This is a genomic window from Pontibacter populi (assembly GCF_040278685.1).
Taxonomy (GTDB): Bacteria; Bacteroidota; Bacteroidia; order Cytophagales; family Hymenobacteraceae; genus Pontibacter; species Pontibacter populi.
Window position 1 is genome coordinate 22,388 of sequence record NZ_JBEOKT010000008.1, and the last position, 26,351, is coordinate 48,738.

The window sequence follows — 26,351 nt, forward strand, 5'->3', positions numbered from 1 at the left end:
ATTTAAAAGCTTGTTCGTTTTAATAAATGGAACGACTTTTGTAATTCCTTTACGTAGAAATACTTGTTAACGACTCTCTATGAAACAATTTTTACTTACGATTTTAGTGTCTTTCTCACTGGTTGCAGTGCAGGCGCAGGAACAACCGGCCGCGCAGAAGCCTGAGAAAGAGAAAACACTTACAGTAAACCAGGACGATAAGGATTTTACTATATATCCGAACCCTAGTAATGGGGTATTTACGGTATCGCTTGCCAATATGACTTCACGAAAAGCAGATCTGCGGATTATGAATGTTATCGGCAACGAAATCTATCATGAAACGATAACCCGGGAAAATTCAGTACTTTCTACTACCGTAGACCTTAGCCGCTATTCCAAAGCGAAAGGTTTATATTATGTAAAACTCGAAACTGATAATTTTAGTGTGGTGCGTCGCGTAATAGTGCGATAAAAACAACTATAACAAAACAGAAGCGGCAGTCTCTTAAAACGGGGCTGCCGCTTTTTTTGTGCCTGTTAAGCAATTAACCCTGCGTTTCCCTAAATTTACCACTTACCAATATTTCAGATCAGATGCAACGTTTTACCAACCTGTTCCGCTTTTTACCGCTGCTGTTCTTGCTGGCCACCGCCTGTAAAGAACCTTTCGAAGCAACCAAAGTTAAGCCTGTTGATACCATAGCGTTCGGGTCATGTAATCGCCAGGATCTGCCGCAGGTTATTTGGCCGGCTATAAACCAGAACAACCCCGATGTGTGGATATGGCTGGGCGATAACATTTATGGCGATTCTGAGAACATGGATGTGCTGAAACAGAAATATGATATGGTGCTGCAGGAGCCGGGCTACCAGGAACTCAGGTCAAAAGCCAACATTGTGGGAACCTGGGACGACCACGACTATGGCCTGAACGATGGCGGTAAAGAATTTAAAATGCGGGAGCAAAGCCAGCAGCTTTTCTGGGATTTTATAGGTGAGCCCGCCAACAGCCCGCGCCGCAACCAGCAGGGAGTTTATAGTTCGCATACGTATGGCCCCGAAGGCAAACAGGTAAAAGTTATTTTGCTGGATAGCCGCTACCACCGCGATTCGCTGGCCCGCATAAACAAAGTATACCAGACCAACTATACCGGCGATGTGCTGGGCGAAGAACAATGGAAGTGGCTCGAAAACGAACTACGCAACAGCAAAGCACAGGTCAACATTATAGGCAACGGCATACAGGTGCTCCCCGAAGAACAGGTTTTTGAGAAATGGGCCAACTTCCCGGCATCACGCCAACGATTGCTTAACCTAATTGTGGCTACCAAAGCGCCGGGGGTTATACTTTTAAGTGGAGACCGCCATATTGCTGAGATATCTAAAACCGAGCTACCTGGTATGAGCTACCCGCTTTACGAGATTACCAGCAGCGGCATGACACACGTGTACAGTGGCAACAACGCAGAGCCAAACAAGTACCGCGTAGGCGAGCTGGTCAATCAGCTTAACTTCGGGGAGTTGCGGTTTAACTGGAATGATAAGGTACAGGTAGAGATGCTGGTAAGAGGAAAGAATAACGAAGTGTTTCTGCGGGAGAGCGTTGTGTATTAAGTACTTCTGAAAAACCTATAGTTACAGGCGGCTAGCTTTAAAAAGTTGGCCGCCTTTTTGTTATAGTGCAGATAGCATGTTAAACCTTACGGTCTAGCAGTTGTCAAACTATAAAATTTAAAACGAATAAACATGAAGACTAACATCATCCTTAAAAAACTCTTTGTATTAGGCTTAGGTGTTTTCCTTTCGGTAGGAGCCATGGCACAAACTCAGCAGCAGGGCACCCCTAAAAAGCAAATGACGCCGGCCGAGCGCCAGGAAAAAATGCTGGAGAACTATAAAAAGAACCTGAACCTGACCGATGCGCAGGCTAAAAAACTGAAAGCCATTCAGGAAGACAGAGTGAAAGACATGCAGGCCATCCGTAACGACCAGAACCTGACCCGCGATGCAAAACGCGAGAAAATGCAGGCGTTACAGGCAAGCCATCAGCAGGAAATTGTAGCTATTTTAAATGCCGAGCAAAAGCAGAAGTTTGCAGAAATGCAAGCCAAAAAAGAAGCCCGTAAAAGCGAAATGAAAGGTAAGCGCGGTGAACACCGTAAAGGTGGCAAAATGCAGCAGCACAGAATGCAGCGAGGCAGCTAAGCTTTTTTAACTGAGCAGTAGCTTATAGATTACATTTGTAAAAAGCCTCCCGGATCAACATCCGGGAGGCTTTTGTTTTACAGTTGCTCTGGCAAAATGGCTTTTGAGATATAGCCCGTGTACGTTTCAGCATTTTTCCCTATCCGAACCTTAACAAACAGTGCATCTGCCGTATCTAAAAGATGTACCTGCTGTGCCGTGTCGAAATAAGCCAGCGTTGGGCTATTAAAGTCTGGCTCGCTGTATAGTTCACCTGCTATCAAAGGCTTTGTTACGGCCAGTACATCAGCAGGTAACGACACTGGTTCGCTGTTTTCGTTGGCTATAGTTTCCTCTGCAGAGTCGTGGTTTTCCGCATCAGGTTGGCAGGCTATGCAGGCTATAGTTACAGCAATAAATAGTACGTTAAAAAGTTTCTGCATAGCGGGTAAGTAGTAATGGCGTGAACTATAGCGTTTATCAAACTATGGTGTAATTACGCTGCTATACCTGTAAGAGTTAATCAGTTAGCCTCTCGTACCTTTCTTAAGCTCAGATATTATCTCATAAGAGCGCAGGCGGGCTGCATGGTCGTAAATATGCGAGGTTATCATCACTTCATCTACCCCGGTGCTTTCCACAAACTTATCTATTTCTGATTTTACTGTAGCAGGGCTCCCGATAAAACTATACAGCAGCATCTGTTGCACCGCATACATCTCCGACATATCCCATTTATCATCCATGCTATCTACTGGCGGCTGCATCTGGCGGGCGGTGCCGCGTATTACACTCAGGAAAGACATGTATAGCGAAGTAGCCAAGTGGCGGGCTTCGTCGTCAGTTTCGGCGGCTACTACGTTTATGCCTGCCATAGCATAAGGCTCTTTCAGGGTTTCGGATGGCTGGAAGCTGTCGCGGTAAATTTTAAGGGCTGTGTGCAGAAGCGTAGGCGCAAAATGGCTGGCAAAGGCAAAAGGTAACCCTAAAATACCGGCCAGCTGCGCACTAAACGTACTGGAGCCCAGCAACCAGATCGGTATGTTCAATCCTTCGCCGGGTACGGCTCTTACGCGTTGCCCGGCACTAGCCGGGGCCAGGTAACTCCTCAGTTCTTCCAGGTTGGCCGGAAAATCTTCGCCGGCACCTTGCAGGTCGCGGCGCAGTGCCATAGCTGTTACATGGTCAGTGCCCGGAGCGCGGCCTAAGCCCAGGTCTATACGGCCAGGGTAAAGGGTCTCAAGTGTTCCGAACTGCTCAGCTACTACCAAAGGGGCGTGGTTGGGTAGCATTATGCCACCGGAGCCTACGCGTATAGTTTTAGTGCCGTTGGCAACGTAGCCTATCAGTATAGAGGTGGCAGAACTGGCAATGCCGGGCATGTTATGGTGTTCGGCCATCCAGTAACGGGTATAGCCCCATTTTTCGGCATGCTGTGCCAGGTCTAAGGTGTTTTTAAAAGACTCGGCAGCGGTTTTACCGGATAGTACCGGCACCAGGTCTAGTATCGAAACAGCGGTATCAGCTAGAGTTAGCTTTTTATTGCTCATGGTTATTTTGATGTTATAGTTACCTCAACTATAGTGCGACTGGCACAACTATAGAACAGGCTGTTTTAAGTAACAAACTATAGTCGGTTTGGTTTTACATTCTGCAAAACAGATCCGCTTCCTTCTTCTATAGTTTGTATAACACTTAGGTTGCCCTGCGTTTCAAGCACCACAGCATCTACTTTGTCCACGTTTCCTATTCCCTGGCTTCGTATGGCTGCCAGAATTTCTTCTTTGGTTATCCGCTCACGTTGCATATCCTTTTCCATAAACTGCCCTTTGTAAAGCAGCAATGCCGGTTGTGCCTTAATAAGGTGTTGTATCTTCTCTGACCGTACTGAGAGCCAGGTGATAATATATTGCAGCAAAATTAGCAAAGCGAACGCCGTCGCTCCATCTGCCAGTGGTACATCTTTTGATAAAAGCATGGTTGCCAGCGTAGAGCCCAACGCTATAGTTACCACAAAATCAAAGGCATTCATTTTAGAGAGCGTACGTTTGCCGGATAGCCTGAGCTGCAGTATAAGTATCAGGTACGATAACAGACCTACGCCTAACGTGCGGAAAAAGCTTGTCCAGCTGTCAAATAAATATTGTTCCATAGTGTTCTTTTTTACAGTAGTACCTGTCCGGTAATTTGTGGGTTATGCTAAGCTATAGTTGCGCCCTGCTTACAGTTGCTCTGTTTTCTGAAAATAAGCCTGTATCAGTTCTTTGCCTTTTTCGGTTTTAGCAAGCGGTTTCATCTGCAGCAGCATTTGCTGCAAGGTCGTTCTTAGTAGCCTGTCTTCGTTACCATAGTCCCAGATCGGAAGTATCGATTTCTCGAACAGTTCTTCTATCGTTTCTTCCTGCAGTATAACTCGTTCTGTACCGTGCTCGTCGGTTATAGTCTGGGCCGGATGGTGGTTTATGCGGTAGGTCAGCAGATCGATGAGGGCATGCAGGCTGAGTATAGCAGTGCCGGGGTCGTTTATGCCCGGGCTAAGCGCTTTAACTGCCACTTCGGTAAGTTGCTTAAAGCCGTAATAGGGGTTGCGTTCGATGGGCTCGCCCCTGTAAAAATTCAGTGCCACATCCAGCTGTTTTTCCATGTCTTCTGTTACCGGGTTGCTTGTGTAGATGGTAAGTATGGGCGTGCCGTAAACTATAAAACTACCCACCGGGTAATGAAACCTGATGATCCAGTTATGCCGCCTGCAAAGGGTAAGCAACATTTCCTCTTCAATCCCCTGGAAATAACCTGATTCGCGGGCTGTAAACGTGGTATGTGCATTAGGCAACTCCAGTAACGACGGTGCATCACTTTTCAGGTGGCAATGGCTTTTAAGTTGATCCAGGGTTTTAATATAGATGCGTGCAATAATGGTTTCGTACTTTACTGACTCCGTGATGTAGTGCAGAAAGTAGATGAAAAGAAAGATATCGATGATAGTGAGCAGGATGAGCAGGTACACACTGAGCGCTGGCACATATACCCCGGAGTCGATGTCGCGGATAGTGCTTAGCAGGAACAGGGCGTAAACTATAGTTCCGATGTAAAAGCCCAGTACTACCTGTTGAAACCGGTTGCCGATCAGGCTGCCAAGTACGCGGTTGGTCATGTTAGAGGCAGCCTGGTTTAGCAGCAGCATCACCATCGAGAAGCTGAAAACAGTAAGTGACAAAATGCCACCGGCTATAGTTGACGCTATAGTTCGGGCAGTGCTTGCATCTTTCAGGCTGATAAAATCGAGCAGTTTGGCTTTCAGGTTTTTGCCCGGATCCGAAAAGTCGAACATCAGCAACAGGTACGACACCACCAAAAAGCTAAGCGCAATAAGTGCCGGGTAAAAAGCAATGCTGTTTACTACATTAGAATAATAGCGCCGAACCCACTTCAGGATGCGTTTCTTCATAGTGCCTGTTTTAGCGTGCGTGTAGATTTACTACACTTGTGTTAGCTATACTTGCACTAATGCGGTGGGGTTATGGGAGGTAGTATAGTTGATATAATAAAAGTATCTGGTAAGAGGGTGATGTTAGAAATAACAAATGCTTATCAGGCACTTATTTTTAAAATTAAAGAAGCCGCCATACCCTTTCATACAGCGGCTTCTTTAAAGGCCTGAATTTAATGTTGCCAGGTTTTATGCAACTCTTGTAACTATGTTTGATTACTGTCTTTTTATGATAACATTTCTCCATGCGAGTTCCTGGCCCATTTTGAAGTACAGGCGATACGGTCCGGGAGGTAATGCAGTAATGTTAACATCAAAGGATACATTGCCTGCAACATCCATGTCTGCAGCAAATTCCTGTGCGACTGTGCCTGGCGTACCCGCAGGTGGCATGTAATAAGTAGTTGTTTTCAGCGACTGATCCAACTGCGCAAAAGTAAGCCAAACCGACATTTTAGATGGAGTGGAAGAGGATACGCTTACCGTTATTACATTCATTGTTGGGTTTGGGTAGGAACTGACTGCCACGCTGCCGCCTGTAAAATGTTGCTCATTTGGCTCCCCTATATCTTGTATTGGGTTATTATCAGGATCAATGATTACAAAGCCTGTTATAAGTTCTTTTGCCTGCTCATTTTTAGTTGCATCATCTTCTTTTTCACAAGCCATGAGAACGAGGCAGCAACATGCGAATAGTATATACTTTTTAAGCATTGATTTATAAAGGGGGTGTGCTTTAAGTGAAAAGTAAAAATAAGTAAGAATACATAATAAATTTAGTAGTGATGCAAGTTAAAGTATGAGCGTATCGTCCAATTTACCATCTGAATCGTTTCCGAAGAAAATAAAAAAAGCCGCATTCCGTTGTGGATTGCGGCTTTTTTGTGGCCCCGACAGGAATCGAACCTGTATCTAAAGTTTAGGAAACTTCTATTCTATCCATTGAACTACGGGGCCGGAATGCTTAGCGGTAAAGCTACTGAAAAACGAACTATAGTAAAAGCCGGTTTAAGGATGCCTGTCCCGGTAGTTGTGCTTTTTAACGGTTGCAAACTATAGTTGCTTAATCTCTGGTAAGCCAGTTTAGCGCTTCCGCCCTGGTTGCAAACGTCTGTAACTGGTATGGCAGCAAGCCAGCTTTGTGCAGGTCCTTAATGTTTTCCTGTGCTCTTGCCTCATCCCGCAAATTTATCGGCTGCACACGCGCCAGCTTTTTAATTCGGGTCGATGCAAGGTCAGCAGCCAGTTTTGACGTTAGCTCCCTGCTTTCTTCGTGGCTCACGTTAATGGAAGTGCTGCTGGCATCAAGCAAAAGCTTTTTAACATCATAGTTCCTGATCGCTTCCACCATAAGTGTTAAACTATGCCTTACCTCAGACAACTGGGCACTTTGCAGGTCCGGGTAATCAACCTGTAAAATGTCTGTTGCAGGGTTATAGTCCAGTTGTATGATATAATCTCGGTGAAGGATCATTGGTAAAAGTTACAAAATATTTGTACAAACTTACGCGTTTGATACCTCTTTTAGTACTTTAAAATCAGGTACTATAGTTTGACTAAAAATAAGCGATAGCAATACCGAATGCTATAACAGTAAGCACAAGGCCCACCATAAATATGGTATAAGAAATGCGCAGGATCTTGTATTTGCGATTCAGTACCTCGCCCAGGTAATAAATGTCGGTTATCATGTTGTTGTAAAGCGATTTTTTGTCGCGCATGATGTTGTGCATGCCATGCTGGAAATCTTCGAGCGGGATGTTGGTGAAGTTACCGAAGAACAGTAGGTTAACCTTCCGGCTGTTTATTTTTTCTTTCTTGAACGAGAAGCTGGTAATCTCGGGCTGTGCCGAAATAATAGCGAAAACAACGGAGCCAAGCGCGGTTAGCAGCAGGGTGCCAATAGGTATAAGCAGCGAACGGTGCTGTGCAAATTCAGGCCCCGATACAGACGTTTTAGTACTCAGGTACGTGATTACCACCGACAGAATAATCGCGTTCAAACTGATCATCATGTTGGCTTTGTTATCGGCGATGGCGCTCAGGTTAAGGTGCGTACGGTAGGTGTTCCGGAACATGGTTTCGATACCGCGCTTTGGTTGCGCCAGTGTTTCGCGATGCTTCTTCTCGTCCTTTTTCTTCTTTTTAACCTCTTTGCTCAGGCGGCTGCGCTGCTCCTGTATGTTTATGCCAAGCTGCCCGGCATATTTGCGCTGCGCCTGGTACGTATGAAACGTGGTAGATAACAGGAAATCCATCTGGAACTGCGCCCACTCCCTATCCGAAAAAGACTTGTCCTGGAAAATTTCCCACTCTACGCGCAGTAGTTCGGCCGTACTAAAAAATGTATCCTTCCCAATATTCGACATGTCGGCATCCACAAGCAGCTCCTGCAGCAGTGTTTCGGGCTCTACGCTGTGTTTGGTGGCGTGTATACATTCCACAATTCGCTCTATGCGGGGGGCGGGGTGTTCTTGTTGTTCCAGCCATTCGCGGGCAAAACGTATGCTCTCTTCTTCGTGGCCTTCGTATGTATTTACATAACCTGTGTCATGAAACCAGGCGGCAAGCAAAAGGTCCTGTAGTTCGTCTTCAGGTAAGCGCTGCATTTCACCCAGGTCGCGGGCTTCGTTTACAGTTTCAAAGGTGTGTCTGTAGTTGTGGTATACAAGCTTTCTGGATAGCTGATTTTTAAAGAGTTTAAAAACGTACTCTCCGGCTTGTTTTACGATTGTGTTATTCTCCATAATACGGCTTTTCTGCAGGGGCCATGTGTGTTGAGGCAGGCAGCATATTCTTAACTATGCAAAGCATTTGCCTTGCATAACCTGCGTTACGGTTTAATTATGTTTTTGTTAGCTACAGGCGTTGTAGCTACATTTTAATGAGCAGCCATCAGTGATAACTAAAAAAACATTACGCTCGTTATTTACATCAGTCCGGCCGTATATACCTGCTGTAAGATATTTGGCAGGCTATAGTTCGGCTTACCTGTTTATAACCGGGCTATGCCTGCGCGCTGCACCAGCTCAAATGGCTTTGCTTACCATAACTATGAGAAAAAAATACACTTCATGGCACCCCGCCTGCTTTAAGTATGGTGTGGTGATGTTTTTATTTATACTGAGTGCCTGTGCCCCGCACGATGTATACTTTGGGCCACAGGCTGCAAACTGGGAAACCGCCAAGCCGGCAGAGAGCAACAAAGTAATTTATACCGTCTTCCTGATTGGTGACGTAGGCGCACCCGACCTGGAGAATGGCGAACCCTCTATGAAGATGATGCGCCAGCAAATGATGGAAGCCGGTGTACAAAGCACAACTATATTTTTAGGAGATAACGTGTACCACAACGGGTTGCCCGAACCTGGCGCTTACGACCGCGAAGTATCTGAAAAACGCTTGAATACCCAGCTCGACATTCTGAAAGGCTACCCCGGCGAAAAGTACATGATACCCGGAAACCACGACTGGAACCATAGCGGCCGCGGCGGCCTCGAAGCAGTTATGCGTGAGCAACGTTATGTGAACGAATATCTTACAGACGAAAATATAGTTGTAGGTGGCGACTTTTTTGTGCCTGGCAACGGCTGTCCTGGCCCTTACGAAGTAAAGATAAGTGACGACCTGGTACTGATTGCCCTGGATACCGAGTGGTGGCTGCACCCCTTCGACAGGCCTTATGGAGAGAACAGTAACTGCGGCGCTGCCACCGAAGTAGATCTGCTCATCCAGCTCGAAGATATTATCGAAAAAAATGCCGGCAGCGATATCATGATCGTGGGGCACCACCCGCTTAAAAGCCGTGGCGTGCATGGCGGTTTCTTTACTTTGAAAGATCACATCTTTCCTTTTACCCTGCTCCGCGACTGGTTGTATATACCCGTTCCGGTAATAGGCTCTATTTACCCTTTTGCGCGCAAGTATGGTGGTATTTTGCAGGATATTCCGCACCCACGTTACCAGGCGCTAATCCAGGGGCTTTACAATATCTTTGATAAGTATGATAACATTATCTACGCTGCCGGCCACGAGCATGCCCTGGAGTATTTTAAGCACAACAATGCAGCGCTTATAGTTAGTGGGTCAGGCTGTAAGATTCAGCATATTAAAGGTGGCGGCGATGCGCACTATGCCGAAAAAGTAAAGGGCTACGCCAAGGTATTATACTATGAGAATGGCGAAGTATGGACGGAATTCTGGACTCCGGAAGGCGATGGCTCTACAGGCAAGATCACATTCAGGACGCCGGTATATGCCAAAAAGCCGCGCAAGGAGCAACCATTGGTGCAGGACGAAACCAACTATGCAGACAGTACTCTTACGCTTGCGGCTAACGCCAGCTATAAAGCCGGCGGTGTAAAGCGCTTCTTGCTGGGCGACCATTACCGCCAGGAGTGGGCAACACCGGTACAGATACCAACCCTGGACATGAAGAATGAACAGGGCGGCCTAAGACCATACCAGAAAGGCGGCGGACGACAGACTACATCTCTGAAAGTGCGCAACCCGGATGCCCGTGAGTACACCCTGCGAAGTGTAAACAAAGATCCAACTATGGCCCTGCCGGAATACCTGCGCGAAACTGCAGCCCGAGATCTGTTACAGGACCAGATATCGGCGCAGCACCCGTACGGCGCTCTGGTAGTTCCTAAACTGTCCGATGCAGCTGGTGTGTACCATACTAACCCCAAGCTGGTATATATTCCGCAAACGCCTTACCTGCGCCAGTACATGGATGAGTTCAGTAACTCGATAGCCTTTCTGGAAGAGGATGCCGACGAAAACCACGAAGATGTAGCAAGCCTGGGTAATGCCGAAAACCTGGTAGGCACCGATAAAGTGCTGGATGAACTGCACCAGGATAACGACAACGAAGTAGATGAAAAGGAATTTGCCCGCGCCCGCTTACTTGATATGCTCATCGGGGACTGGGACCGCCACGAAGGCCAGTGGCGCTGGGTTGAAAAGAAGAAAAAGGGCGAGAACGGAGATATTTACATACCCGTGCCCGAAGACCGTGACCAGGCTTTCTTTAAAGTAGATGGGTTGCTGCCTTGGCTGGCTACCCGCAAATGGAGCATCCGGAACATACAGAACTTTGAATACGACTATGGAGACCTGGTCGGCCTGAACCTGAGTGCCCAGACCGTAGACCGTACGTTCCTGTCCAGTGTGTCGAGGCAGGACTGGATTCGCATTGCCGAAGACATAAAGGCCAACATGACCGATGCTGTAATAGAAGAGGCTGTGCGCGAGCTGCCCGAAACGATAGAGCCGGTCTCGGGGCCCGAAATTATTGCTAAACTCAAATCCAGAAGAGATAAACTGCCGGAAGCCGCTGCACAATACTATAGTTACCTGGCCAAACTGGTAGATGTAGCCGGCAGCGACAAACACGAGCGTTTTATAGTTGACCGGGTAAATAATGAAGAGACCAGGCTTATAGTTTACAAGATAACCAAAGAAGGAGAACTGCGCGACACCCTTTACAAGCGCACGTTCTATACCAACGAGACCAAAGAGATCAGGCTATATGGCTTGGGTGGTGAAGACGAATTTATAGTTAACGGCAATGTGGACGAAGGTATAGTGGTCCGTATTATCGGCGGCGATGGCGAAGACGACATAACCGATAACTCAAACGTTAGTGGCTTTAAGAATCATACTGTTGTGTATGACCTCGAAACAGGTAATAACATCGTATTAGGTCCTGAAACCAGGAACGAGACCGCCCCTTACACCGATGTAAATATTTACGACCGCGACAACTATAAGCAGCCTTATTTTGGCCCACGTTTATCGTTCGAGTATAACGTTGATGATGGTTTGTTTATAGGGGCAGGCATACTGGCACGCACACACAAATTCCGGAAAGACCCATATGCATCTGAACACCTGCTGGAGGCTAACTATGCTTTCCTTACCAACTCCTACAACATCCATTACAGCGGCGACTTCAGGGAGATAATGGGCAGCTGGCACCTGATGCTGGATGGTAAAGTACAGGGCCCGCAGTATCAGCGTAATTTTTATGGCTTAGGCAACGAAACAGAACCAGCCGCTGGTGTAGATGAAGCTTATTACCGGGTAAGGTTTGAGCGCCAGCGGGCAAGTGCTATGTTGTATAAAGATGCGACATCGTTCTTTAAAATAGGTGTTGGCCCTACTTACGATCGCTTTAAAGTAAACACCCCCGACCGTGAAAGCTTTTTAGTGGATGAAGCCAGGGCAGGTAACCTGAAACCAGACACATACGACGAAGAAACCGGCACTTTTAACTCACAGGAATATGTAGGCCTGGAAGCGTTTGCCAACATGAACGTAGTAGGCGGTGGCACAGATGCTAACCCAAGAATTGGTCTGCGCTGGTATAACAGCATCAACTATAACTACCAACTGGGAACTACATCGTTAGACTATATGCGCCTTAGTTCCGAATTCAGGTTTTACCTTACCCCAAACTTCCCGTTTCAGTTAACCTGGGCCGGGCGTGTAGGGGCAACGCATAATATTGGTGAGTACAGATTTTACCAGGCCAGCGTATTGGGCGGCACCGAAAACCTGCGTGGCTACAGGCGTACCCGCTATTCCGGGCGCAGCGCTATTTATGCCAATGCCGAAGGCCGTATCCAGTTATTCGACTTTAACCTTTACCTTGCCCCGGGCAGGTTTGGCGTGCTGGGCTTATACGATACAGGCCGCGTATACCACGACGATGACCGTCCGCAAAGCTTCATTAAGAGCTTGCATAATGGCTACGGAGTTGGTGTCTGGGCTGATTTCCTGAACCGCACGGTGTTTACGCTTACGCACTCGTGGAGTAAAGAAGATAAGCTGTGGATGCTCAACTTCGGCTTCCAGTTTTAAAAAATTACACTTAAATAAAATAGTGCCGTATGTAGTACATGCGGCACTATTTTATTTACAGACAGGCTATACTATACACAACAAAACTATGAAGATCGCAAAGCTACTTTTAGGAGCGGCAACTATATTTTGCACTATAGGTCAGGCGCAGGCGCAGGGCCCTGAAACAGAAATACTGGAAGAATATGCCAGCCCCGGCGTGCGTGGCATGGGCAAAGGCAAAGGTATAGTTATAGGCTACGAACGCCTGCCACAGTTCGATATAGAATCAGAAGCCCGGGACAATCGCCTGGAAAGTGGGAGCGGGCGTATCAGGCGACATAATAAATTTGATGTCAGGATCAATGCGCCCATTCTTAACAAGCCTCAAACCAAACTCATTTTTGGCATAGACTATAAGTTTGAAGAATTCAACTTTACAGATGTTACGCCAGCGGCCTACGACCTGTACGAATACCTGGAAGATAAGAACCTGCAAAGCATAGGCTCTCAGTTAGTTTACCTGCGCTCAATAGATAATCGCCGTTTTTACCTGATCAGGCTTAAAGGGGAACTGAATGGCGACTTCACGAAAGATGATCTGGATACCGATCTTATCGATTACTTTAAGTCCACTATAGATGTGGCCTATGGCTGGAAAAAGTCTCCCGATTACGCTATTGGTGTTGGCTTGCAGTTTGGCTACACCTTCGGGCGTAAAAGCGTTTACCCGGCCATACTTTACAATCGCACCTTTAACGATCGCTGGGGTGTGGAAGCCATTTTCCCGGCAAATACGCGTGTGCGCTACAACCTGAACGAGAAAACCCTGCTCTTTGCCGGTTACCGCCTGGAAGGTGCCAGTTATAACCTGACAGTGGACAAAGGTAACCTGTCAGAATTTGGCGAAATAGAGCTTCGGCGAACGGATGTTAAAGGTATACTGCGCCTCGAACGCGAGATATATGACTTCCTGTGGTTTGGTGTAGAAGGTGGGTTCAGGCAGTATTATCGCAACCGGGTATTCGATGAAGTAGGTTCCCGCGACGAGATACTTGATAACGACCTGTCTGGTGCCGGTTTTGTTCGCGTGGAGTTGTTTGTTGTACCGCCAAGGAGGTTTATGGAGAAGAATAAGTAGTAGTAAAGTTTGTCATATCTAACCAAATTGTCATTTCGAAGTCAGCCGAGGAATCTTATATATCCTATAGTTTCGCTATTGTCATTTCGACGAAAGGAGAAATCTGATTTCTATAGTTTGTTTTTTTAACCTGAACCAAGCTATAGTTGCAAATCACTTCTAATCCTGGGAGCTCTAGTTACCTATAGTTTCAATTCAGCTTTGGTGCCCTCACGGCCGGGAGGCCCCGTCTTCGGGCATCGCGCTGTGCGAATCTCTTTTGTTCGTTCCTCACAATGCCTAACGGCACCAGATATTCACAAGGCGCTCAACCCAAAGACTGAGATATTTCTCATAGCAGATGCTTTCCTATAGTTTGAACCGGTAAGCTTCGAGATTTATCGTGGTCATAGTTCCGTAGGGACAGGTCGCGACCTGTCCGCGTGATAGGCTGAAGCTATAGAACTAAGAAGTAAACTATAGGAATAGCAGAAACTGTCCCCTTGAGGGGACTATAGGGGTGTTAAAACGCCAACTATGAAATTATAAATTAAACTATAATTATGGCAGAAATGCTCCCCGCCTTAGATAAGGAGGGGTTGAGAGTGGTTGGACCACGGTAACTATAGAACTATAGCCAAAACCACTACTATGCCTGTCCCTATCGGGCCAGTTGAGTCAGGAGACTCAACACCATTTTAAGTCACGAGTCTGGAGACTCGCGCCAGTAAAGTGAACTATAGAACTATAACCCTTCAAAACAAAAAAGAGCAGGCCGGGAATAAACCTGACCTGCTCCTTAAAAAGTATTCTAAACTATTACTCCCGTTCGGCTTTCATGCCATTAGGCACAAGGCTGCGGAGGTAATCGTAAGTGGCGTATTGCGATCTGGTTTGTTCATCCGTCGATTTTTGTACGTAACTGTTGTCCACAAATCGGGCTTTGGTGTTGTCTGAACGTTGCAGGTCTATTATAGTACGCACCTGGTCGATCAAATCCTGCTGATACAATGGGAAAGCAACTTCTACGCGGCGATTCAAGTTTCGGGTCATCCAGTCGGCGGAGGCTACATAGTATTTCTCTTCTCCGTTGTTATGGAAGATGTAAACGCGGGCATGCTCCAGGTAACGGTCTACAATACCCTGCACGGTAATATTCTCGCTGAGGCCTTTTATACCAGGCTGCAAGCAGCAGATACCACGTACCAGCAGCTCTATTTTTACACCGGCCTGGCTGGCCTCGTATAATTTTCGGATCATGCGGTCGTCCTGCAGGGCATTCATTTTTAGGATCATGGAAGCAGGCAGACCTTTCTTCGCATTCTTGATCTCCTTTTCGATTAACTCTACAAAACGCTCGCGCATACTGATCGGAGCCATCAGCAGATGTTTGAATTTCTTGTCTGGCTGACGATCTATAAAAAAATTGAAAACCTGTTCCACATCTTTTGTCAGGCGTTTGTCGCAGGTAAACAGGGCGTGGTCGGCGTATATTTTAGAGGTGTTTTCGTTATAGTTGCCCGTGCTCAGGTAAGCATAGTTTACCATTTTTCCATTCTCGTTTCGGGTTATCAATCCTAGCTTGGAGTGCACTTTCAGATCCGGAACACCCAGTATAACATTGGCTCCGGCTTTCTGTAGCTTACCGGCCCAGAAAATGTTAGACTCCTCATCAAAACGGGCTTTAAGCTCCACTACAACCGTTACCAGTTTGCCGTTTTTAGCAGCCTTGGTAAGTGCTTTGGCAATTTCAGAACCATCAGCAACACGGTATAAGGTGGCACTAATAGCTGTAACAGCAGGGTCGTTAGCAGCTTCGTTAAATAGCTTCACCACATAATCAAACGATTGGTACGGGTAATGAACAATGTAATCCTGCTTCTGCATGGCTGCCAGTATACTTGGCTCCTTCTCCAGTAACGGGTGCACCAACGTAGGTTGTGATTCATACTTCAGGGCAGGCAGGTCAAAGTCCGGGAAGCCGAAAAAGTCACGGAAGTTATGGTATTTGCTTCCCTCAACCAGTTCCTCATCTGTTATGCCTGTGTGGGCCATGATGGCATCAAGCAAAGATTGCGGTGTTTCAGGATCGTAGAGCAGGCGGGCAGGCGTACCAATTTCACGTTTCTTCAGTCCCTTCTTGATCTTGGTCATCAGATTAGCCGAAATGTCTTCTTCAATATCCAGTTCTGCATCCCGGGACACTTTTACTGCATGCGCTTCGAACTGGCTATAGTCCGGGAACAGCAAAGGCAGACAGGTGCGTATGGCATCATCTATAAACATCACGTACCTGTTGTTTTTCTGGGTAGGTAATTTTATAAAGCGGCTTCCATGCTTTTTAGTTGGTATTTCCAGCATAGCGTATTGCTCTGCTTTAGCACCTTTTTTAGCGTCGCTCATTTGTATGCCCAGGTAAACGGTCTGGTCTTTCAGGAAAAAGTGCGTTTCCGTATCGTCCATTACCATAGGCAAAAGCAGCGGCTGCAGGTTTTCCTTAAAATAAGTGGTAATAAACTTCTTTTGGGTGGCAGTAAGGTCGCTCTCTGTTAGCAGGTGTATGTTCTCTTTTTTGAGATCAGCCAGAATGCCTTCCCGAAATACTTCTCCGAATTCATCCTGCTGGCGTTTCACCTCTCCAAGTACCTGGCTCAGCGTTTCTGCCGGGTCTTCATCAAGCTTCTCAATGGTTTTGCGCTTTAATTTTACCAGGCGCTTCAGGGTGGCCACGCGTACTTTAAAATACTCGTCCAGGTTAGACGAGAAAATAGCCATAAACTTGATACGCTCTAATAAAGGCACCTTTTTGTCTCCGGCTTCCTGTAATACTCTATAATTAAAAGCAAGCCAGCTGAGCTCCCGGTTTATAAACTCGGGCTCTGCCTGGTGCTTCTTTTTTTTCTCTTTTTCCATTGTAGTAAGGTTTGTGCTGGCAACTATAGTTTTGCAGGTTGATGTAATTGCAGCAATGTGGGTGAAGTGTAAAGCGGATACTCTACTCGTAATTTTTCGGGAAGTCGAAGAACAGGAAGTCAGCGTTGTCGCGGCTTATCTCGTACCAGCTTTCGCATTCAAATGTTAAAGCAACTATACCCGCTGTAGGTATGCTGCCCACTGCTTCCGGCGACAGCATGTTGGCAAACTCAGTGAGTGCGTCGTTGTGGCCTACCAGCATCATGCTTTCAACTTCTAAAGGCGTTTCCTGCACTACCTCCAGCAGTGTGTTCTTGTCAGCGCCATAAATGCGGTCATCAATTACAATGTCGTCGGGGTTATAGCCAAGTTCTTTACCTACCAGGGTAGCTGTAGAAATGGCACGCACGGCAGGGCTCGACACGATCAGGTTAGGTAAAATGCCACGCGATGACAGTTCCCGACCGATCAGGGGTGCATCGTTGCGTCCGCGCTTGTTCAGGGGTCTGTCGTGGTCGCTTAGTTCTTCAAATTCCCAGCTCGACTTGGCGTGTCTCAGGATATATAATGTCTTCATGGGATCAATAATCATTCAAACCGATAGCATATTCAAAAGTCACTATGGTTCTGTGTCTTTACTGAAAGTGTTGGCAAATAGTTGTGGTAAGGGAGGTTGGTTGATTGACTTGTCTGCCTAAAGGAAGTTGAGGTATTTTAATTGTTCTATAGTTTCTCTCATGTTATTTCGAGCATAGTCGAGAAATCTTATTTGTCTTATAATTGAAAAAACTTCCAATCTGAACCAAGCTATCCTTTCAAACCATCTCTAATCCAGGGAGCTTTACTTGCCCATCGTTTCAATTCAGCTTTGGTGCCCTCACGGCCGGGAGGCCCCGTCATTGGGCATCGCGCTGTGTACATTTCCTTTTCTCGTACCTCGAAATGCCTGACGGCACCGGAAATCTACAAGGCGCTCAACCCAAAGACTGAGAAATTTCGCATAGCAACCACCTATCTATAGTTAGACCGGTACGCTCCGACATTTATCGTGGCTGTATTTCCGTAGGGACAGGTCGCGACCTGTCCGCTCAATAGTCTGAAACTATAAAACTATAACTCCAACTATAGCAAAAGCAGTAAAACTCCCCTCTTTGGAGGGGCAGGGGTGGGTTAAACCGTACCAGATCTCTCAAGCTGTTCGAGATGACAAAATGAAGAGGAAAGATATAAAAGCTCCCTCTCCTGTTTTGGGGTAGGGGGCTTCTTTAAAAGGAGAGGGCTGGGGTGAGGTAATTTCCGGGAGGGGCAGGTAATACACCAACTATAAAAACACACCCTCAACTATAGCAAAAGCCCAAGCCTGAAAGACAATCTAGTTCCTATCAATCTGTAGTGCAAACATAAAACAAAAAAGAGCTACCATATAGGCAGCTCCTTTTCATATTTCCTTAAAATGTAATCTTATACATTATTCGGGTAGCGTTCATAATGGATCTCCGCTACACGGCGGTGCAGTTCATCACGCAGGCCTTCGATGTTAATTTTATTCGTAGCTGAAATGAAAAGCGCCGGGGCATGAATTTTAGCCATGTAGGTCGCTTTCAGATCTTCAATAGACGGACGAACCTCGTGGCCTTCTTCCTGCATTTCCTGTTCACGCTTCTGTAAGTAAAGATCCACTTTGTTGAATACCAGCAATACCGGTTTTTCGGCTGCATTAATATCCTTCAAGGTATCGTTCACTACCTCAATATGCTCTTCAAATGATGGATGCGAAACATCTACCACATGCACCAACAGGTCTGCTTCACGGATCTCATCCAGCGTAGATTTAAACGACTCTATGAGTTTAGTAGGCAGTTTACGAATGAACCCAACCGTATCAGAAAGCAGGAACGGAATATTATCGAATACAACTTTGCGCACAGTAGCATCTACAGTAGCGAACAGTTTGTTCTCCGCAAATACCTCTGACTTCGAGAGCAGGTTCATGATGGTTGATTTACCAACGTTGGTATAACCCACCAATGCTACTCTAACCATAGCGGCCCGCGACTTACGTTGCTCAAAATTCTGCTTCTCAAACTTCTTGAGACGCTCTTTCAGCAAGGTTATTTTTTCGCGAACTATACGACGGTCAGTTTCAATTTCCGTTTCACCGGGACCTTTCATACCGATACCACCTTTTTGCTTGGATAAGTGAGTCCAGAGGTTGGTAAGGCGTGGGAGCAGGTATTGGTACTGGGCCATTTCTACTTGGGCGTGTGCCTGGGCAGTTTTGGCTCGCAGCGCAAAAATATCGAGTATCAGTAAGCTGCGGTCTACAATCTTTATCTGTAGTTCGCGCTCAATGTTACGTACCTGCGAAGGGCTAAGGTCATCATCAAAGATCACCATATCCACGTTGTGCTCCTGCACATAGGCTTTTATCTCGTCCAGTTTACCACTACCCACAAAGGTGGCACGGTCTGGTTTCTCGAGCTTCTGAACGAAGCGTTGTATAGTTTGTGCGCCGGCAGTCTCCGTTAAAAAAGCTAACTCATCGAGGTACTCGTTGGTCTGCTCATCTGTCTGGCGGTAGGCTGGTACGGCTACCAGCACAGCAGTTTCCTGGGGCTTGGCGGTTTCGTAAAATTTCTGTTTGGCCATTAATTATTTTTTAAACGTCATGGTATAAGCCGCTACTTCTTCGAGCTCCTGTTCGCTTAGTTGCTCTCCGTAAGGCGGCATCATGCCACGGCCTTCCGCAATTACTTGCTTTCGGTCGTTAAGGTTAAGCTGGCTTAATGTAAGGTCGGCGGCACCGCCTAGTCCTTTCGTTCCGTCTTCGCCGTGGCATGTGGCGCACTGTTGTACGAAAATTGTTTGCGCATTGGTTAACGCCGTCTGGTTAAGTGAGGCAACTATAGCTTCCGGGGCAGTTTCAGTTTCTTTAATAGAGGTGTCTTCTGCTTCCGGAGAGCTTGTTTCTGTAACTACTGTTTCAGGTGTGGTAATAACTGTGGTGTTTTCAGTGGCTTCTTTCTGCATAGCCAGGCTGTCGGTTTCGGCAATACCATATACATACACAAAAAGCAGCAACGCTAAAACAGCCAGCACTTTATTCTCGCGCTTCAAACCAACTATACCCACCGGAATCGCTATTAGCACGAATACAACTTTTGTGATCAGCCAGCCTGGTATGCCGCTATAGTTGAGCAACATCCAGCCGCCTGTTACCAAAATCAACGTGCCGAGTATCATCTCAACTACCTTGGTCTTATTGCGCAGGTTGGTGAGCGCAGCACGTTTGTTCAGGAGAAGCAGCGCCGTTTTTGTGGTAAAAAGCAGCAGGAACAAGATCACTACCAGAACATGGGTGTGTAAGAAGGCTGTGACCGGCATAGTAAGTTTTATTTTAAAGGCAAAAGTTTAAGAAGAGTGGATGCAATTTAGGGTATTTTTTTCAGATGATAGGCTTAATTTAGGTAACTTGGCACGTTAAAAGAGTACAAAAGCGGCAACCAAACCAGCCTCCTGCTCCCGTAAAGCATTTATGCGCATAGCTATCGTTATCAATACTTCCTGGAACATCTTCAACTTCCGGCTGAGCCTGATAAAGGCATTGCTGGCAGAAGGTCATGAGGTAATAGCGATTGCCCCCCGCGATAATTATTCGCAGCGCCTGATAGAGGCCGGTTGTAAATTTGTACCTGTTACAATGGAGAAAGGAACGAACCCTTTTAAAGATATCTGGCTGACCTGGCGCCTGTACCGGGCCTACTCCCGCGTAAAGCCCGATGTGGTGCTGCACTATACTATAAAACCAAATATTTACGGGGCTTTTGCTGCGCACTTTGCTGGAATTCCGGCTATTAATAATGTGTCGGGGTTGGGTACGGTGTTTATCAAGAAAGACTACATCTCTAACATTGCGCTAAAACTATACAAGCAGGCATTTCAGTATCCGGCTAAGGTGTTTTTCCAGAACCAGGACGACCGCAGGCTTTTCCTGAAGCATAACCTGGTAAGAGCAGGCATAACCGAAGTGTTGCCGGGTTCGGGGATTGATCTGCAGGCGTTTACACCTATACCAAAACCTGACTCAAATGCTCCGTTCACTTTCCTGATGATTGCGCGGGTGCTCTATGAAAAAGGTGTAGCCGAGTACATGGAAGCCTGCAGGTTACTGAAAGCTAAATACCCAACTATAAAATGCCAGTTGCTGGGACAGGTTGATGAACTCAGCCGTTTCGGGGTGAAGCAGACAGTGCTGGATGCCTGGCTGGCTGAAGGTAATGTAGAGTATTTAGGAACTACTGATGATGTGGCAACTATAATTGCACAGGCCAATTGTGTAGTGTTGCCGTCTTACCGTGAAGGCACACCACGCACTTTGCTGGAGGCTGCTGCCATGGCAAAACCGCTGATAGCTACCAATGTGCCCGGTTGCCGCGAAGTGGTCCAGCAAAATATAAATGGTTTGCTCTGCCGTGTGCGCAATGCCCCCGACCTGGCCGAGAAAATGGAACAGATGCTGCAGATGCCACCCGAGCAACTACAAAAAATGGGTGAGGCCAGCCGACATATTGCCGAAACAAAATTTGATGTGAACTTTGTAATTCAGCGCTACCTGCACGCTATTGCCGAGGTCACCACTTTTAAGAAAGTATAAACTATAGTTACTTAAAGTATAAATGGATTTTAAGACGTTTGAGATTGAAGGGTTAGTTGAGTTTCAGCCACGGGTGTTCCGCGACGACAGGGGTTATTTTTTAGAGACGTTTAGTATGAAATGGTTCGAGCCGCTGGGTATTCAGCCAAACTTTGTGCAGGATAATCAGTCGGTTTCTAAAAAAGGAGTTCTGCGCGGCTTGCATTTCCAGAAGCCACCTTATGCACAAGGCAAACTGGTACGTGTTTCTTCAGGCCGTGCTTTGGATGTAGCTGTTGACCTGCGTAAAGATTCGCTAACCTATGGCAAACACGTTACCTGCATTTTAGATGCCGAACAGCAGAATGTGTTTTATGTACCCGAAGGCTTTGCCCATGGCTTTGTAGCCCTCGAAGACAACACGACTTTCCTGTACAAGTGCACAGATTATTACCAGCCATCCGCAGAAGGTGGCCTGCTTTGGAACGACCCGGAACTAGGCATAGACTGGGGAATTGAAAACCCGCTTGTTTCTCCGAAGGATGAAGTGCTGCCGATGCTAAAGCATTTTGAGTCGCCTTTTTAAGCGACGAAAAGTGTATAAACAGAAAAGCCAGCAACTATAAATTGCTGGCTTTTCTGTTTATATATAAAAGGGTAAGTTAACCTATATATTTATTACCTGTGATTTTTAGTTTGGCAACTACTACGCTTACAATCAAAAATATAAGGCCTGCTATCAGATATTCATTTCTATTTATCGGAGATGATGCTTCATGCTGAAAAAAGGAACTTACATAGAGGAATAAATTTAAAATACCTGTAAAAGCTAAGATGCTTACTAAGGTCCATCTTAATATTTTGAAAAGCTTTTTCATATTTGTAACTCTACAACAACTCAACAAGTGTTTCCAACCCCATACCACGAGAGCCTTTAATCAAAATATAGCTATCGGAAATCGGGTTTTGCTGAAGCCAGTTCTGTAGTTCCTGCTTTGTTTCAAAATGTTTGAAGTTAGGGTTGGCTTTAGCGGCAAACTTCATGTCTTTTCCGCAAAGCAGGACGGTATCGAAAGGTTGTTCGGCGGCTATAGTTCCTAAGGCAGTGTGCTCGGCTATACTTTCATTTCCCATCTCAAACATATCTCCCAGTATAACCACTTTGCGCGGCGCATTCATGCTGCCAAAGTTGCGGATGGCAGCAGCCATTGAGGTTGGGTTGGCGTTATAAGCATCAAGTATAATAGTGTTACTCCCTTTTGTAATAACCTGCGAGCGGTTATTTACCGGGCTATAGTTGGCGATGGCTTCGTTGGCTTTGCTAAGCGGCACTCCAAAATATTTACCGATGCAAGCTGCTGCGGCCATATTTTCATAGTTATAGCTGCCTACCAACTGCGTGTGCACCACGTTGCCTTCTTCGTCTTTATACACCACGTATGGCGATGCTTCCAGCAGTTCGCTGTGGTAAAAGTCGCCGGTGGCAGGGTAGGTTACTTTACTAGCGATGCGGCGGCTCATGCGCATCAGGTGCTCGTTTCCGGTGTTCACAAATACGGTACCTGCGGTATTATCCAGGTGCACGTATAGTTCGCTTTTGCCTCGGGCCACACCCTCCAAACTACCAAATCCTTCCAGGTGCGCCTTGCCAATGTTCGTGATCATGCCGTGCGTTGGATGAGCAATCGTGCAAAGCAATTCTATCTCGCCGATGTGGTTGGCACCCATCTCGATGATTGCTATTTCGTGCTCCGGTTTTATACGCAGCAGGGTTAGCGGCACGCCAATGTGGTTATTCAGGTTGCCCTGTGTATACAGCGTATTAAATTTCTGGCTCAGTACGGAATAGATCAGCTCTTTGGTAGTGGTTTTACCGTTGCTGCCAGTTATGCCAATTACGGGTATGCTTAATTGTTTGCGATGATGGCGTGCCAGGTCCTGCAGCGCTTGCAGCGTATCTTCTACTACAAAAACATTTGCAGCAGCCATAGTCGGGTCATCTACAACAGCATATTTCGCACCTTTCTCCAGGGCCATAGTTGCAAATTTGGCTCCTTTAAAATTGGGGCCATTCAGGGCAAAAAACAGGCTTTGATTCTGGTCGGCGCGCGAGTCGGTGCTAACGTGGCTGCACTCCAGGTATTTTTGATATAGAAATTCGATGCTGGTCTGCATGAAATGGTTAAATTTAAAGTATAAATGCTGTAGCGGCCACGTACGTAAACTATAGCTGCCATACACGGTGCAATATACACCCAAAACAGCAACGGCGCCACAGCACATCACCGCTCCTTCTATCTCTATGAAAAAGTTGTTGACCCTGTTTTTACTCTTTGCCGCAGTTACAACTATGGCCCAGCAGCCATTGCAGTTTGTACTACGCCACGATGTGCCGGTAACTATAGCGCAGGGTAAATTGCCCCAACCCTGGAGCGGCGGACTGAGCGCCCCCCAGTTTTCAACTATAGACCTGAACAACGATAACCAGCCTGACCTGTTTGCTTACGACCGTATGCAGCACAAAGTATTTACGTGGCTGGCCGTGCAGCAAAATGGCACCTGGAACTATAAATACAGCCCTGAATACGAAATCCTTTTCCCGGGTGACCTGACGGCCTGGGTGTTGCTGCGCGACTATAACTGCGATGGACTGAAGGATATTTTTACAAGCACACCACTCGGCATTAAAGTGTACCGGCAGGAGAAAGGTGCTAACCAACTACCCAAATTCGTACTTGCCGAGGAGGCCATACTTTACAATCAGGGCGTAAACCTGCAACTGCAAAGCGCTGATATTCCGGCGATAGAAGACGTGGATGGCGATGGTGATCTGGATGTGTTGGTGTCAGAATTCTCGCATGGCCAGAAGCTGGAATATTACCAGAACATGCGCGTGGAGAATAAGCTGAATTGCAATAGCCTTAGTTTTGTGCGCAGCTCCAACTGGTGGGGCGGCATTACCGAGTGCGATGGCTGTAACAACTATGTTTTCGGGGCGGCCTGCCGTGTTGCGGGGCCATTGCATACAGGCCACACGGGTAGCTCGTTACTGTTGCTGGATATGGATGGCGATGGAGATAAAGAACTACTTACCGGAGCTGTGCAGTGCGATGACCTGGTGCTGATGGAAAACAAAGGCACCGCGCAGCAAGCTGTTATGGATGAGATCTCGGTGAGCTTCCCGGCAAATACGCGCCGCGCCAGCTTTAGTAAATTTCCCGCTGCCTATTACGAAGACGTAACGTTTGATGGCATCCCCGACCTGCTGGTAGCGCCAAACTTAGCCAACACCAACGAGGCAAAGCCTGAACTGCAGCGCTCGGTATGGCTCTACAAAAATAACGGAACTATAGACCAGCCGGATTTTGAGTTTGTTCAGGATGATTTTCTGCAGGAGCAAATGCTGGATTATGGAGAAGGCGCTTACCCGGCTTTCGCAGATATGGATAATGACGGCGATTTGGATATGCTGGTTGGAAATATAGGTGCTTACAGAAACGGGAAATATGTGGCTACGCTAAGTTATTTTCAGAATACCGGAACGGCTGTAACCCCGGCTTTTACGCTTGTAACAGACAATTACCTGGACCTTGAAAGTCAGCAACTGCTCAACATAAAACCAACCTTCGCCGACATAACCGGAGATGGAAAACCAGACTTAGTGCTTACTTACAAATCTACCCAGACCAATGCTACAGCTATAGTTTACCTGCCTTACACCGGTCAGGCTATATCTTATAACTGGGCAGATAAAAGGCAACTACATACAGCTACAGATGGCGATGCGCCAGCCTTTTTTGATGCGGATAAAGATGGCGACCTGGATATGGTGTTGGGGAAAGCATCCGGAGAGCTGCAACTATACACCAACACAGGTACAAACTATAGTTTAGCAAAAGCAAATCTGGGTGGTATCAGTTTTAGTTTTGATAAGCGCTATCTTCACCCCACAACTACAGATATTGACGGCGACGGAACTATAGATCTGATCACCACCGACGATAGCGGAACTATAAAAGTATACCGCAACCTGGTAGCTATCCTGGAGCAAACCTTCACACCCGAAACAGACATCCTGGAAAACCAGTTTGCTGAAAGTTTACTGTCAACCAAATTAGGGAGAGGCACAAGCATAACTGCTGCAGCACTTGGCGGAGCAGGCAAACTATACTTAGTTGCTGGTACGCAGGGCGGCGGACTATACTTACTGCAGCAAACTTCGGGCTACCAGCAAAACCCTGACACACCAACCGAGGAACTTATAGTGGAGGTATACCCTAACCTGGCAGCCCGGAACGGAACTATAGTTCGGGTGCAGGCCTCTGCGCCGGTAAAATTTGTGGTGTATGATGCCATCGGCAGGAAGGTTTACAACAGCGGTAGCAACTATAAGCAATACAACAGCCTGCCGGTACATAACCTGAAAGCGGGTATGTATTTCGTGAGAGCTGTAAACAGGCAGGGCAACTTTAAAACCGCCAAATTTGTAGTTCAGTAATGAAAGCGCTGCTATACCTCCGCCTGCTAGCTGATGACCAAACTATAGTTTATGGCAACCCGGTGCTGGAAGGGTTAAAAAAGCAGTTACCAGATGTGGCTGTGTTGGATGTGGATTCCCGATCAGGGGAGTTGGTACTGCACTATGCGAAACAATTGCTACAGGGCTCAGAGCAGGTTATAGTTTGTATTGATAGTGCCAGTGCAGATGCTGGTTTTGGGAGTGTGTTTCCGTTGATTGAGTTGGTACTGGAAGGTCAAAAAGAACAGCTTATAGTTTTCAGGAATGATCATGGCCGCTTACAGCGCATGGTGCAGGCTCGCTCTGAATTGAAGATGAAAGTGGTTCAGGATGATATAGATTTGATGCCGGTAGTAGCTGGTTTCCTTTTTACTTGAATTATGGCTTTTTTGGACTTCCTTGTCCGAAATAAAGGCTGCTGCGGACGTCCACGTCCGCGTTTATTTATGGTATAACGGGGACGGGGACGTCCCCGGCAGATGGCTTTCGGACTAGGAAGTCCGAAAGAGCGAATGACTTAGTAAGCTTATTCTAAAGTTCCATGGCGCGAGCGTCCTCGCTCGTGACTTACTATAGTTAGGCCTCTGGCCCAAGCGAGTCTAGAGACTCTGGCACACTCTACGACACGAGTCTGTAGACTCGCGCCAGTAACATAACTTCT

At 46.7% G+C, this 26,351-nt stretch carries 22 protein-coding genes and 1 tRNA gene; 9 read left to right on the forward strand and 14 right to left on the reverse strand.

Going from position 1 to position 26,351, the window contains the following annotated elements:
* Window positions 1-79: 79 nt before the first annotated feature.
* From ABS362_RS10625 to ABS362_RS10635, 3 genes are all read left to right on the forward strand, one after another.
* Window positions 80-454: a T9SS type A sorting domain-containing protein gene (locus tag ABS362_RS10625; protein WP_350412451.1), complete on the forward strand. Its 375-nt coding sequence runs from the start codon at window positions 80-82 to the stop codon at window positions 452-454.
* Window positions 455-576: 122 nt separating this feature from the next.
* On the forward strand, window positions 577-1,596 hold the full coding sequence (locus ABS362_RS10630) for an alkaline phosphatase D family protein (RefSeq protein ID WP_350412452.1): 1,020 nt from the start codon (window positions 577-579) through the stop codon (window positions 1,594-1,596).
* Window positions 1,597-1,728: 132 nt separating this feature from the next.
* A complete protein-coding gene (locus tag ABS362_RS10635; protein WP_350412453.1) occupies window positions 1,729-2,187 on the forward strand; it encodes a DUF4890 domain-containing protein in 459 nt (152 codons plus the stop codon).
* 77 nt (window positions 2,188-2,264) lie between these two features.
* Here the strand turns inward: ABS362_RS10635 and ABS362_RS10640 are convergent, their stop codons facing one another.
* The 8 genes from ABS362_RS10640 to ABS362_RS10675 all read right to left on the reverse strand — a co-directional run bounded on the left by ABS362_RS10640 (window position 2,265) and on the right by ABS362_RS10675 (window position 8,403).
* A complete protein-coding gene (locus tag ABS362_RS10640; RefSeq protein ID WP_350412454.1) occupies window positions 2,265-2,609 on the reverse strand; it encodes an SH3 domain-containing protein in 345 nt (114 codons plus the stop codon).
* An 84-nt stretch (window positions 2,610-2,693) separates the two neighbouring features.
* Complete coding sequence (locus ABS362_RS10645) at window positions 2,694-3,716, reverse strand: LLM class flavin-dependent oxidoreductase (protein ID WP_350412455.1); 1,023 nt, start codon at window positions 3,714-3,716, stop codon at window positions 2,694-2,696.
* Between the two features lie 77 nt (window positions 3,717-3,793).
* Complete coding sequence (locus ABS362_RS10650) at window positions 3,794-4,318, reverse strand: DUF421 domain-containing protein (protein WP_350412456.1); 525 nt, start codon at window positions 4,316-4,318, stop codon at window positions 3,794-3,796.
* A 69-nt stretch (window positions 4,319-4,387) separates the two neighbouring features.
* Window positions 4,388-5,614 (reverse strand): DUF2254 domain-containing protein, encoded by a 1,227-nt coding sequence (locus tag ABS362_RS10655; protein WP_350412457.1) that lies wholly within the window; start codon window positions 5,612-5,614, stop codon window positions 4,388-4,390.
* Between the two features lie 258 nt (window positions 5,615-5,872).
* Complete coding sequence (locus tag ABS362_RS10660) at window positions 5,873-6,325, reverse strand: hypothetical protein (RefSeq protein ID WP_350412458.1); 453 nt, start codon at window positions 6,323-6,325, stop codon at window positions 5,873-5,875.
* Between the two features lie 216 nt (window positions 6,326-6,541).
* Window positions 6,542-6,613: transfer RNA gene (locus ABS362_RS10665), tRNA-Arg, on the reverse strand.
* Window positions 6,614-6,719: 106 nt separating this feature from the next.
* Entirely contained in the window at window positions 6,720-7,130 is a 411-nt protein-coding gene (locus tag ABS362_RS10670) for a hypothetical protein (protein ID WP_350412459.1), read from the reverse strand.
* Between the two features lie 82 nt (window positions 7,131-7,212).
* A complete protein-coding gene (locus ABS362_RS10675; protein WP_350412460.1) occupies window positions 7,213-8,403 on the reverse strand; it encodes a Pycsar system effector family protein in 1,191 nt (396 codons plus the stop codon).
* Between the two features lie 307 nt (window positions 8,404-8,710).
* Between ABS362_RS10675 and ABS362_RS10680 the strand changes: the two genes are divergently transcribed.
* On the forward strand, window positions 8,711-12,526 hold the full coding sequence (locus tag ABS362_RS10680; RefSeq protein WP_350412461.1) for a hypothetical protein: 3,816 nt from the start codon (window positions 8,711-8,713) through the stop codon (window positions 12,524-12,526).
* Between the two features lie 88 nt (window positions 12,527-12,614).
* On the forward strand, window positions 12,615-13,646 hold the full coding sequence (locus ABS362_RS10685; RefSeq protein ID WP_350412462.1) for a DUF6268 family outer membrane beta-barrel protein: 1,032 nt from the start codon (window positions 12,615-12,617) through the stop codon (window positions 13,644-13,646).
* A gap of 798 nt (window positions 13,647-14,444) precedes the next feature.
* Here ABS362_RS10685 and ppk1 read toward each other — a convergent pair.
* From ppk1 to ABS362_RS10705, 4 genes are all read right to left on the reverse strand, one after another.
* A complete protein-coding gene (gene ppk1 / locus ABS362_RS10690; protein WP_350412464.1) occupies window positions 14,445-16,538 on the reverse strand; it encodes a polyphosphate kinase 1 in 2,094 nt (697 codons plus the stop codon).
* 82 nt (window positions 16,539-16,620) lie between these two features.
* Window positions 16,621-17,115, reverse strand: a complete 495-nt coding sequence (locus tag ABS362_RS10695; protein ID WP_350412465.1) for a SixA phosphatase family protein — start codon at window positions 17,113-17,115, stop codon at window positions 16,621-16,623.
* 884 nt (window positions 17,116-17,999) lie between these two features.
* Window positions 18,000-19,187 (reverse strand): GTPase HflX, encoded by a 1,188-nt coding sequence (hflX, locus tag ABS362_RS10700; RefSeq protein ID WP_350412467.1) that lies wholly within the window; start codon window positions 19,185-19,187, stop codon window positions 18,000-18,002.
* Window positions 19,188-19,190: 3 nt separating this feature from the next.
* The gene (locus tag ABS362_RS10705) at window positions 19,191-19,922 is read right to left on the reverse strand and encodes a SirB2 family protein (RefSeq protein WP_350412468.1); all 732 of its coding nucleotides are present in this window, start codon (window positions 19,920-19,922) and stop codon (window positions 19,191-19,193) included.
* A 151-nt stretch (window positions 19,923-20,073) separates the two neighbouring features.
* Here ABS362_RS10705 and ABS362_RS10710 point away from each other — a divergent pair, with 151 nt between their 5' ends.
* The gene (locus tag ABS362_RS10710) at window positions 20,074-21,192 is read left to right on the forward strand and encodes a glycosyltransferase family 4 protein (RefSeq protein WP_350412469.1); all 1,119 of its coding nucleotides are present in this window, start codon (window positions 20,074-20,076) and stop codon (window positions 21,190-21,192) included.
* Between the two features lie 22 nt (window positions 21,193-21,214).
* Entirely contained in the window at window positions 21,215-21,757 is a 543-nt protein-coding gene (gene rfbC, locus ABS362_RS10715) for a dTDP-4-dehydrorhamnose 3,5-epimerase (RefSeq protein ID WP_350412470.1), read from the forward strand.
* A gap of 76 nt (window positions 21,758-21,833) precedes the next feature.
* Here the strand turns inward: rfbC and ABS362_RS10720 are convergent, their stop codons facing one another.
* Together ABS362_RS10720 and ABS362_RS10725 are read right to left on the reverse strand one after the other, a co-directional pair.
* On the reverse strand, window positions 21,834-22,049 hold the full coding sequence (locus ABS362_RS10720) for a hypothetical protein (RefSeq protein ID WP_350412472.1): 216 nt from the start codon (window positions 22,047-22,049) through the stop codon (window positions 21,834-21,836).
* 10 nt (window positions 22,050-22,059) lie between these two features.
* The gene (locus ABS362_RS10725; RefSeq protein ID WP_350412473.1) at window positions 22,060-23,346 is read right to left on the reverse strand and encodes a UDP-N-acetylmuramoyl-tripeptide--D-alanyl-D-alanine ligase; all 1,287 of its coding nucleotides are present in this window, start codon (window positions 23,344-23,346) and stop codon (window positions 22,060-22,062) included.
* Between the two features lie 127 nt (window positions 23,347-23,473).
* On the opposite strand from ABS362_RS10725, the gene ABS362_RS10730 reads away from it, so the two are divergent.
* Window positions 23,474-25,669 (forward strand): T9SS type A sorting domain-containing protein, encoded by a 2,196-nt coding sequence (locus tag ABS362_RS10730; RefSeq protein ID WP_350412474.1) that lies wholly within the window; start codon window positions 23,474-23,476, stop codon window positions 25,667-25,669.
* Window positions 25,669-26,067, forward strand: a complete 399-nt coding sequence (locus tag ABS362_RS10735) for a hypothetical protein (RefSeq protein WP_350412475.1) — start codon at window positions 25,669-25,671, stop codon at window positions 26,065-26,067. Before ABS362_RS10730 ends, ABS362_RS10735 begins: the two co-directional genes overlap by 1 nt.
* The last annotated feature ends 284 nt before the right edge of the window (window positions 26,068-26,351 follow it).

Coding starts and splice junctions, on each gene's coding strand:
- ABS362_RS10670 (WP_350412459.1), bottom strand. CDS start 7,130: ATGATCCTTCACCGAGATTATATCATACAACTGGACTATAACCCTGCA.
- ABS362_RS10645 (WP_350412455.1), bottom strand. CDS start 3,716: ATGAGCAATAAAAAGCTAACTCTAGCTGATACCGCTGTTTCGATACTA.
- ABS362_RS10725 (WP_350412473.1), bottom strand. CDS start 23,346: ATGCAGACCAGCATCGAATTTCTATATCAAAAATACCTGGAGTGCAGC.
- ABS362_RS10630 (WP_350412452.1), top strand. CDS start 577: ATGCAACGTTTTACCAACCTGTTCCGCTTTTTACCGCTGCTGTTCTTG.
- ABS362_RS10635 (WP_350412453.1), top strand. CDS start 1,729: ATGAAGACTAACATCATCCTTAAAAAACTCTTTGTATTAGGCTTAGGT.
- ABS362_RS10710 (WP_350412469.1), top strand. CDS start 20,074: ATGCGCATAGCTATCGTTATCAATACTTCCTGGAACATCTTCAACTTC.
- ABS362_RS10680 (WP_350412461.1), top strand. CDS start 8,711: ATGAGAAAAAAATACACTTCATGGCACCCCGCCTGCTTTAAGTATGGT.
- ABS362_RS10735 (WP_350412475.1), top strand. CDS start 25,669: ATGAAAGCGCTGCTATACCTCCGCCTGCTAGCTGATGACCAAACTATA.
- hflX (WP_350412467.1), bottom strand. CDS start 19,187: ATGGCCAAACAGAAATTTTACGAAACCGCCAAGCCCCAGGAAACTGCT.
- ABS362_RS10695 (WP_350412465.1), bottom strand. CDS start 17,115: ATGAAGACATTATATATCCTGAGACACGCCAAGTCGAGCTGGGAATTT.
- ABS362_RS10655 (WP_350412457.1), bottom strand. CDS start 5,614: ATGAAGAAACGCATCCTGAAGTGGGTTCGGCGCTATTATTCTAATGTA.
- ABS362_RS10640 (WP_350412454.1), bottom strand. CDS start 2,609: ATGCAGAAACTTTTTAACGTACTATTTATTGCTGTAACTATAGCCTGC.
- rfbC (WP_350412470.1), top strand. CDS start 21,215: ATGGATTTTAAGACGTTTGAGATTGAAGGGTTAGTTGAGTTTCAGCCA.
- ppk1 (WP_350412464.1), bottom strand. CDS start 16,538: ATGGAAAAAGAGAAAAAAAAGAAGCACCAGGCAGAGCCCGAGTTTATA.
- ABS362_RS10705 (WP_350412468.1), bottom strand. CDS start 19,922: ATGCCGGTCACAGCCTTCTTACACACCCATGTTCTGGTAGTGATCTTG.
- ABS362_RS10650 (WP_350412456.1), bottom strand. CDS start 4,318: ATGGAACAATATTTATTTGACAGCTGGACAAGCTTTTTCCGCACGTTA.
- ABS362_RS10720 (WP_350412472.1), bottom strand. CDS start 22,049: ATGAAAAAGCTTTTCAAAATATTAAGATGGACCTTAGTAAGCATCTTA.
- ABS362_RS10660 (WP_350412458.1), bottom strand. CDS start 6,325: ATGGCTTGTGAAAAAGAAGATGATGCAACTAAAAATGAGCAGGCAAAA.
- ABS362_RS10730 (WP_350412474.1), top strand. CDS start 23,474: ATGAAAAAGTTGTTGACCCTGTTTTTACTCTTTGCCGCAGTTACAACT.
- ABS362_RS10675 (WP_350412460.1), bottom strand. CDS start 8,403: ATGGAGAATAACACAATCGTAAAACAAGCCGGAGAGTACGTTTTTAAA.
- ABS362_RS10625 (WP_350412451.1), top strand. CDS start 80: ATGAAACAATTTTTACTTACGATTTTAGTGTCTTTCTCACTGGTTGCA.
- ABS362_RS10685 (WP_350412462.1), top strand. CDS start 12,615: ATGAAGATCGCAAAGCTACTTTTAGGAGCGGCAACTATATTTTGCACT.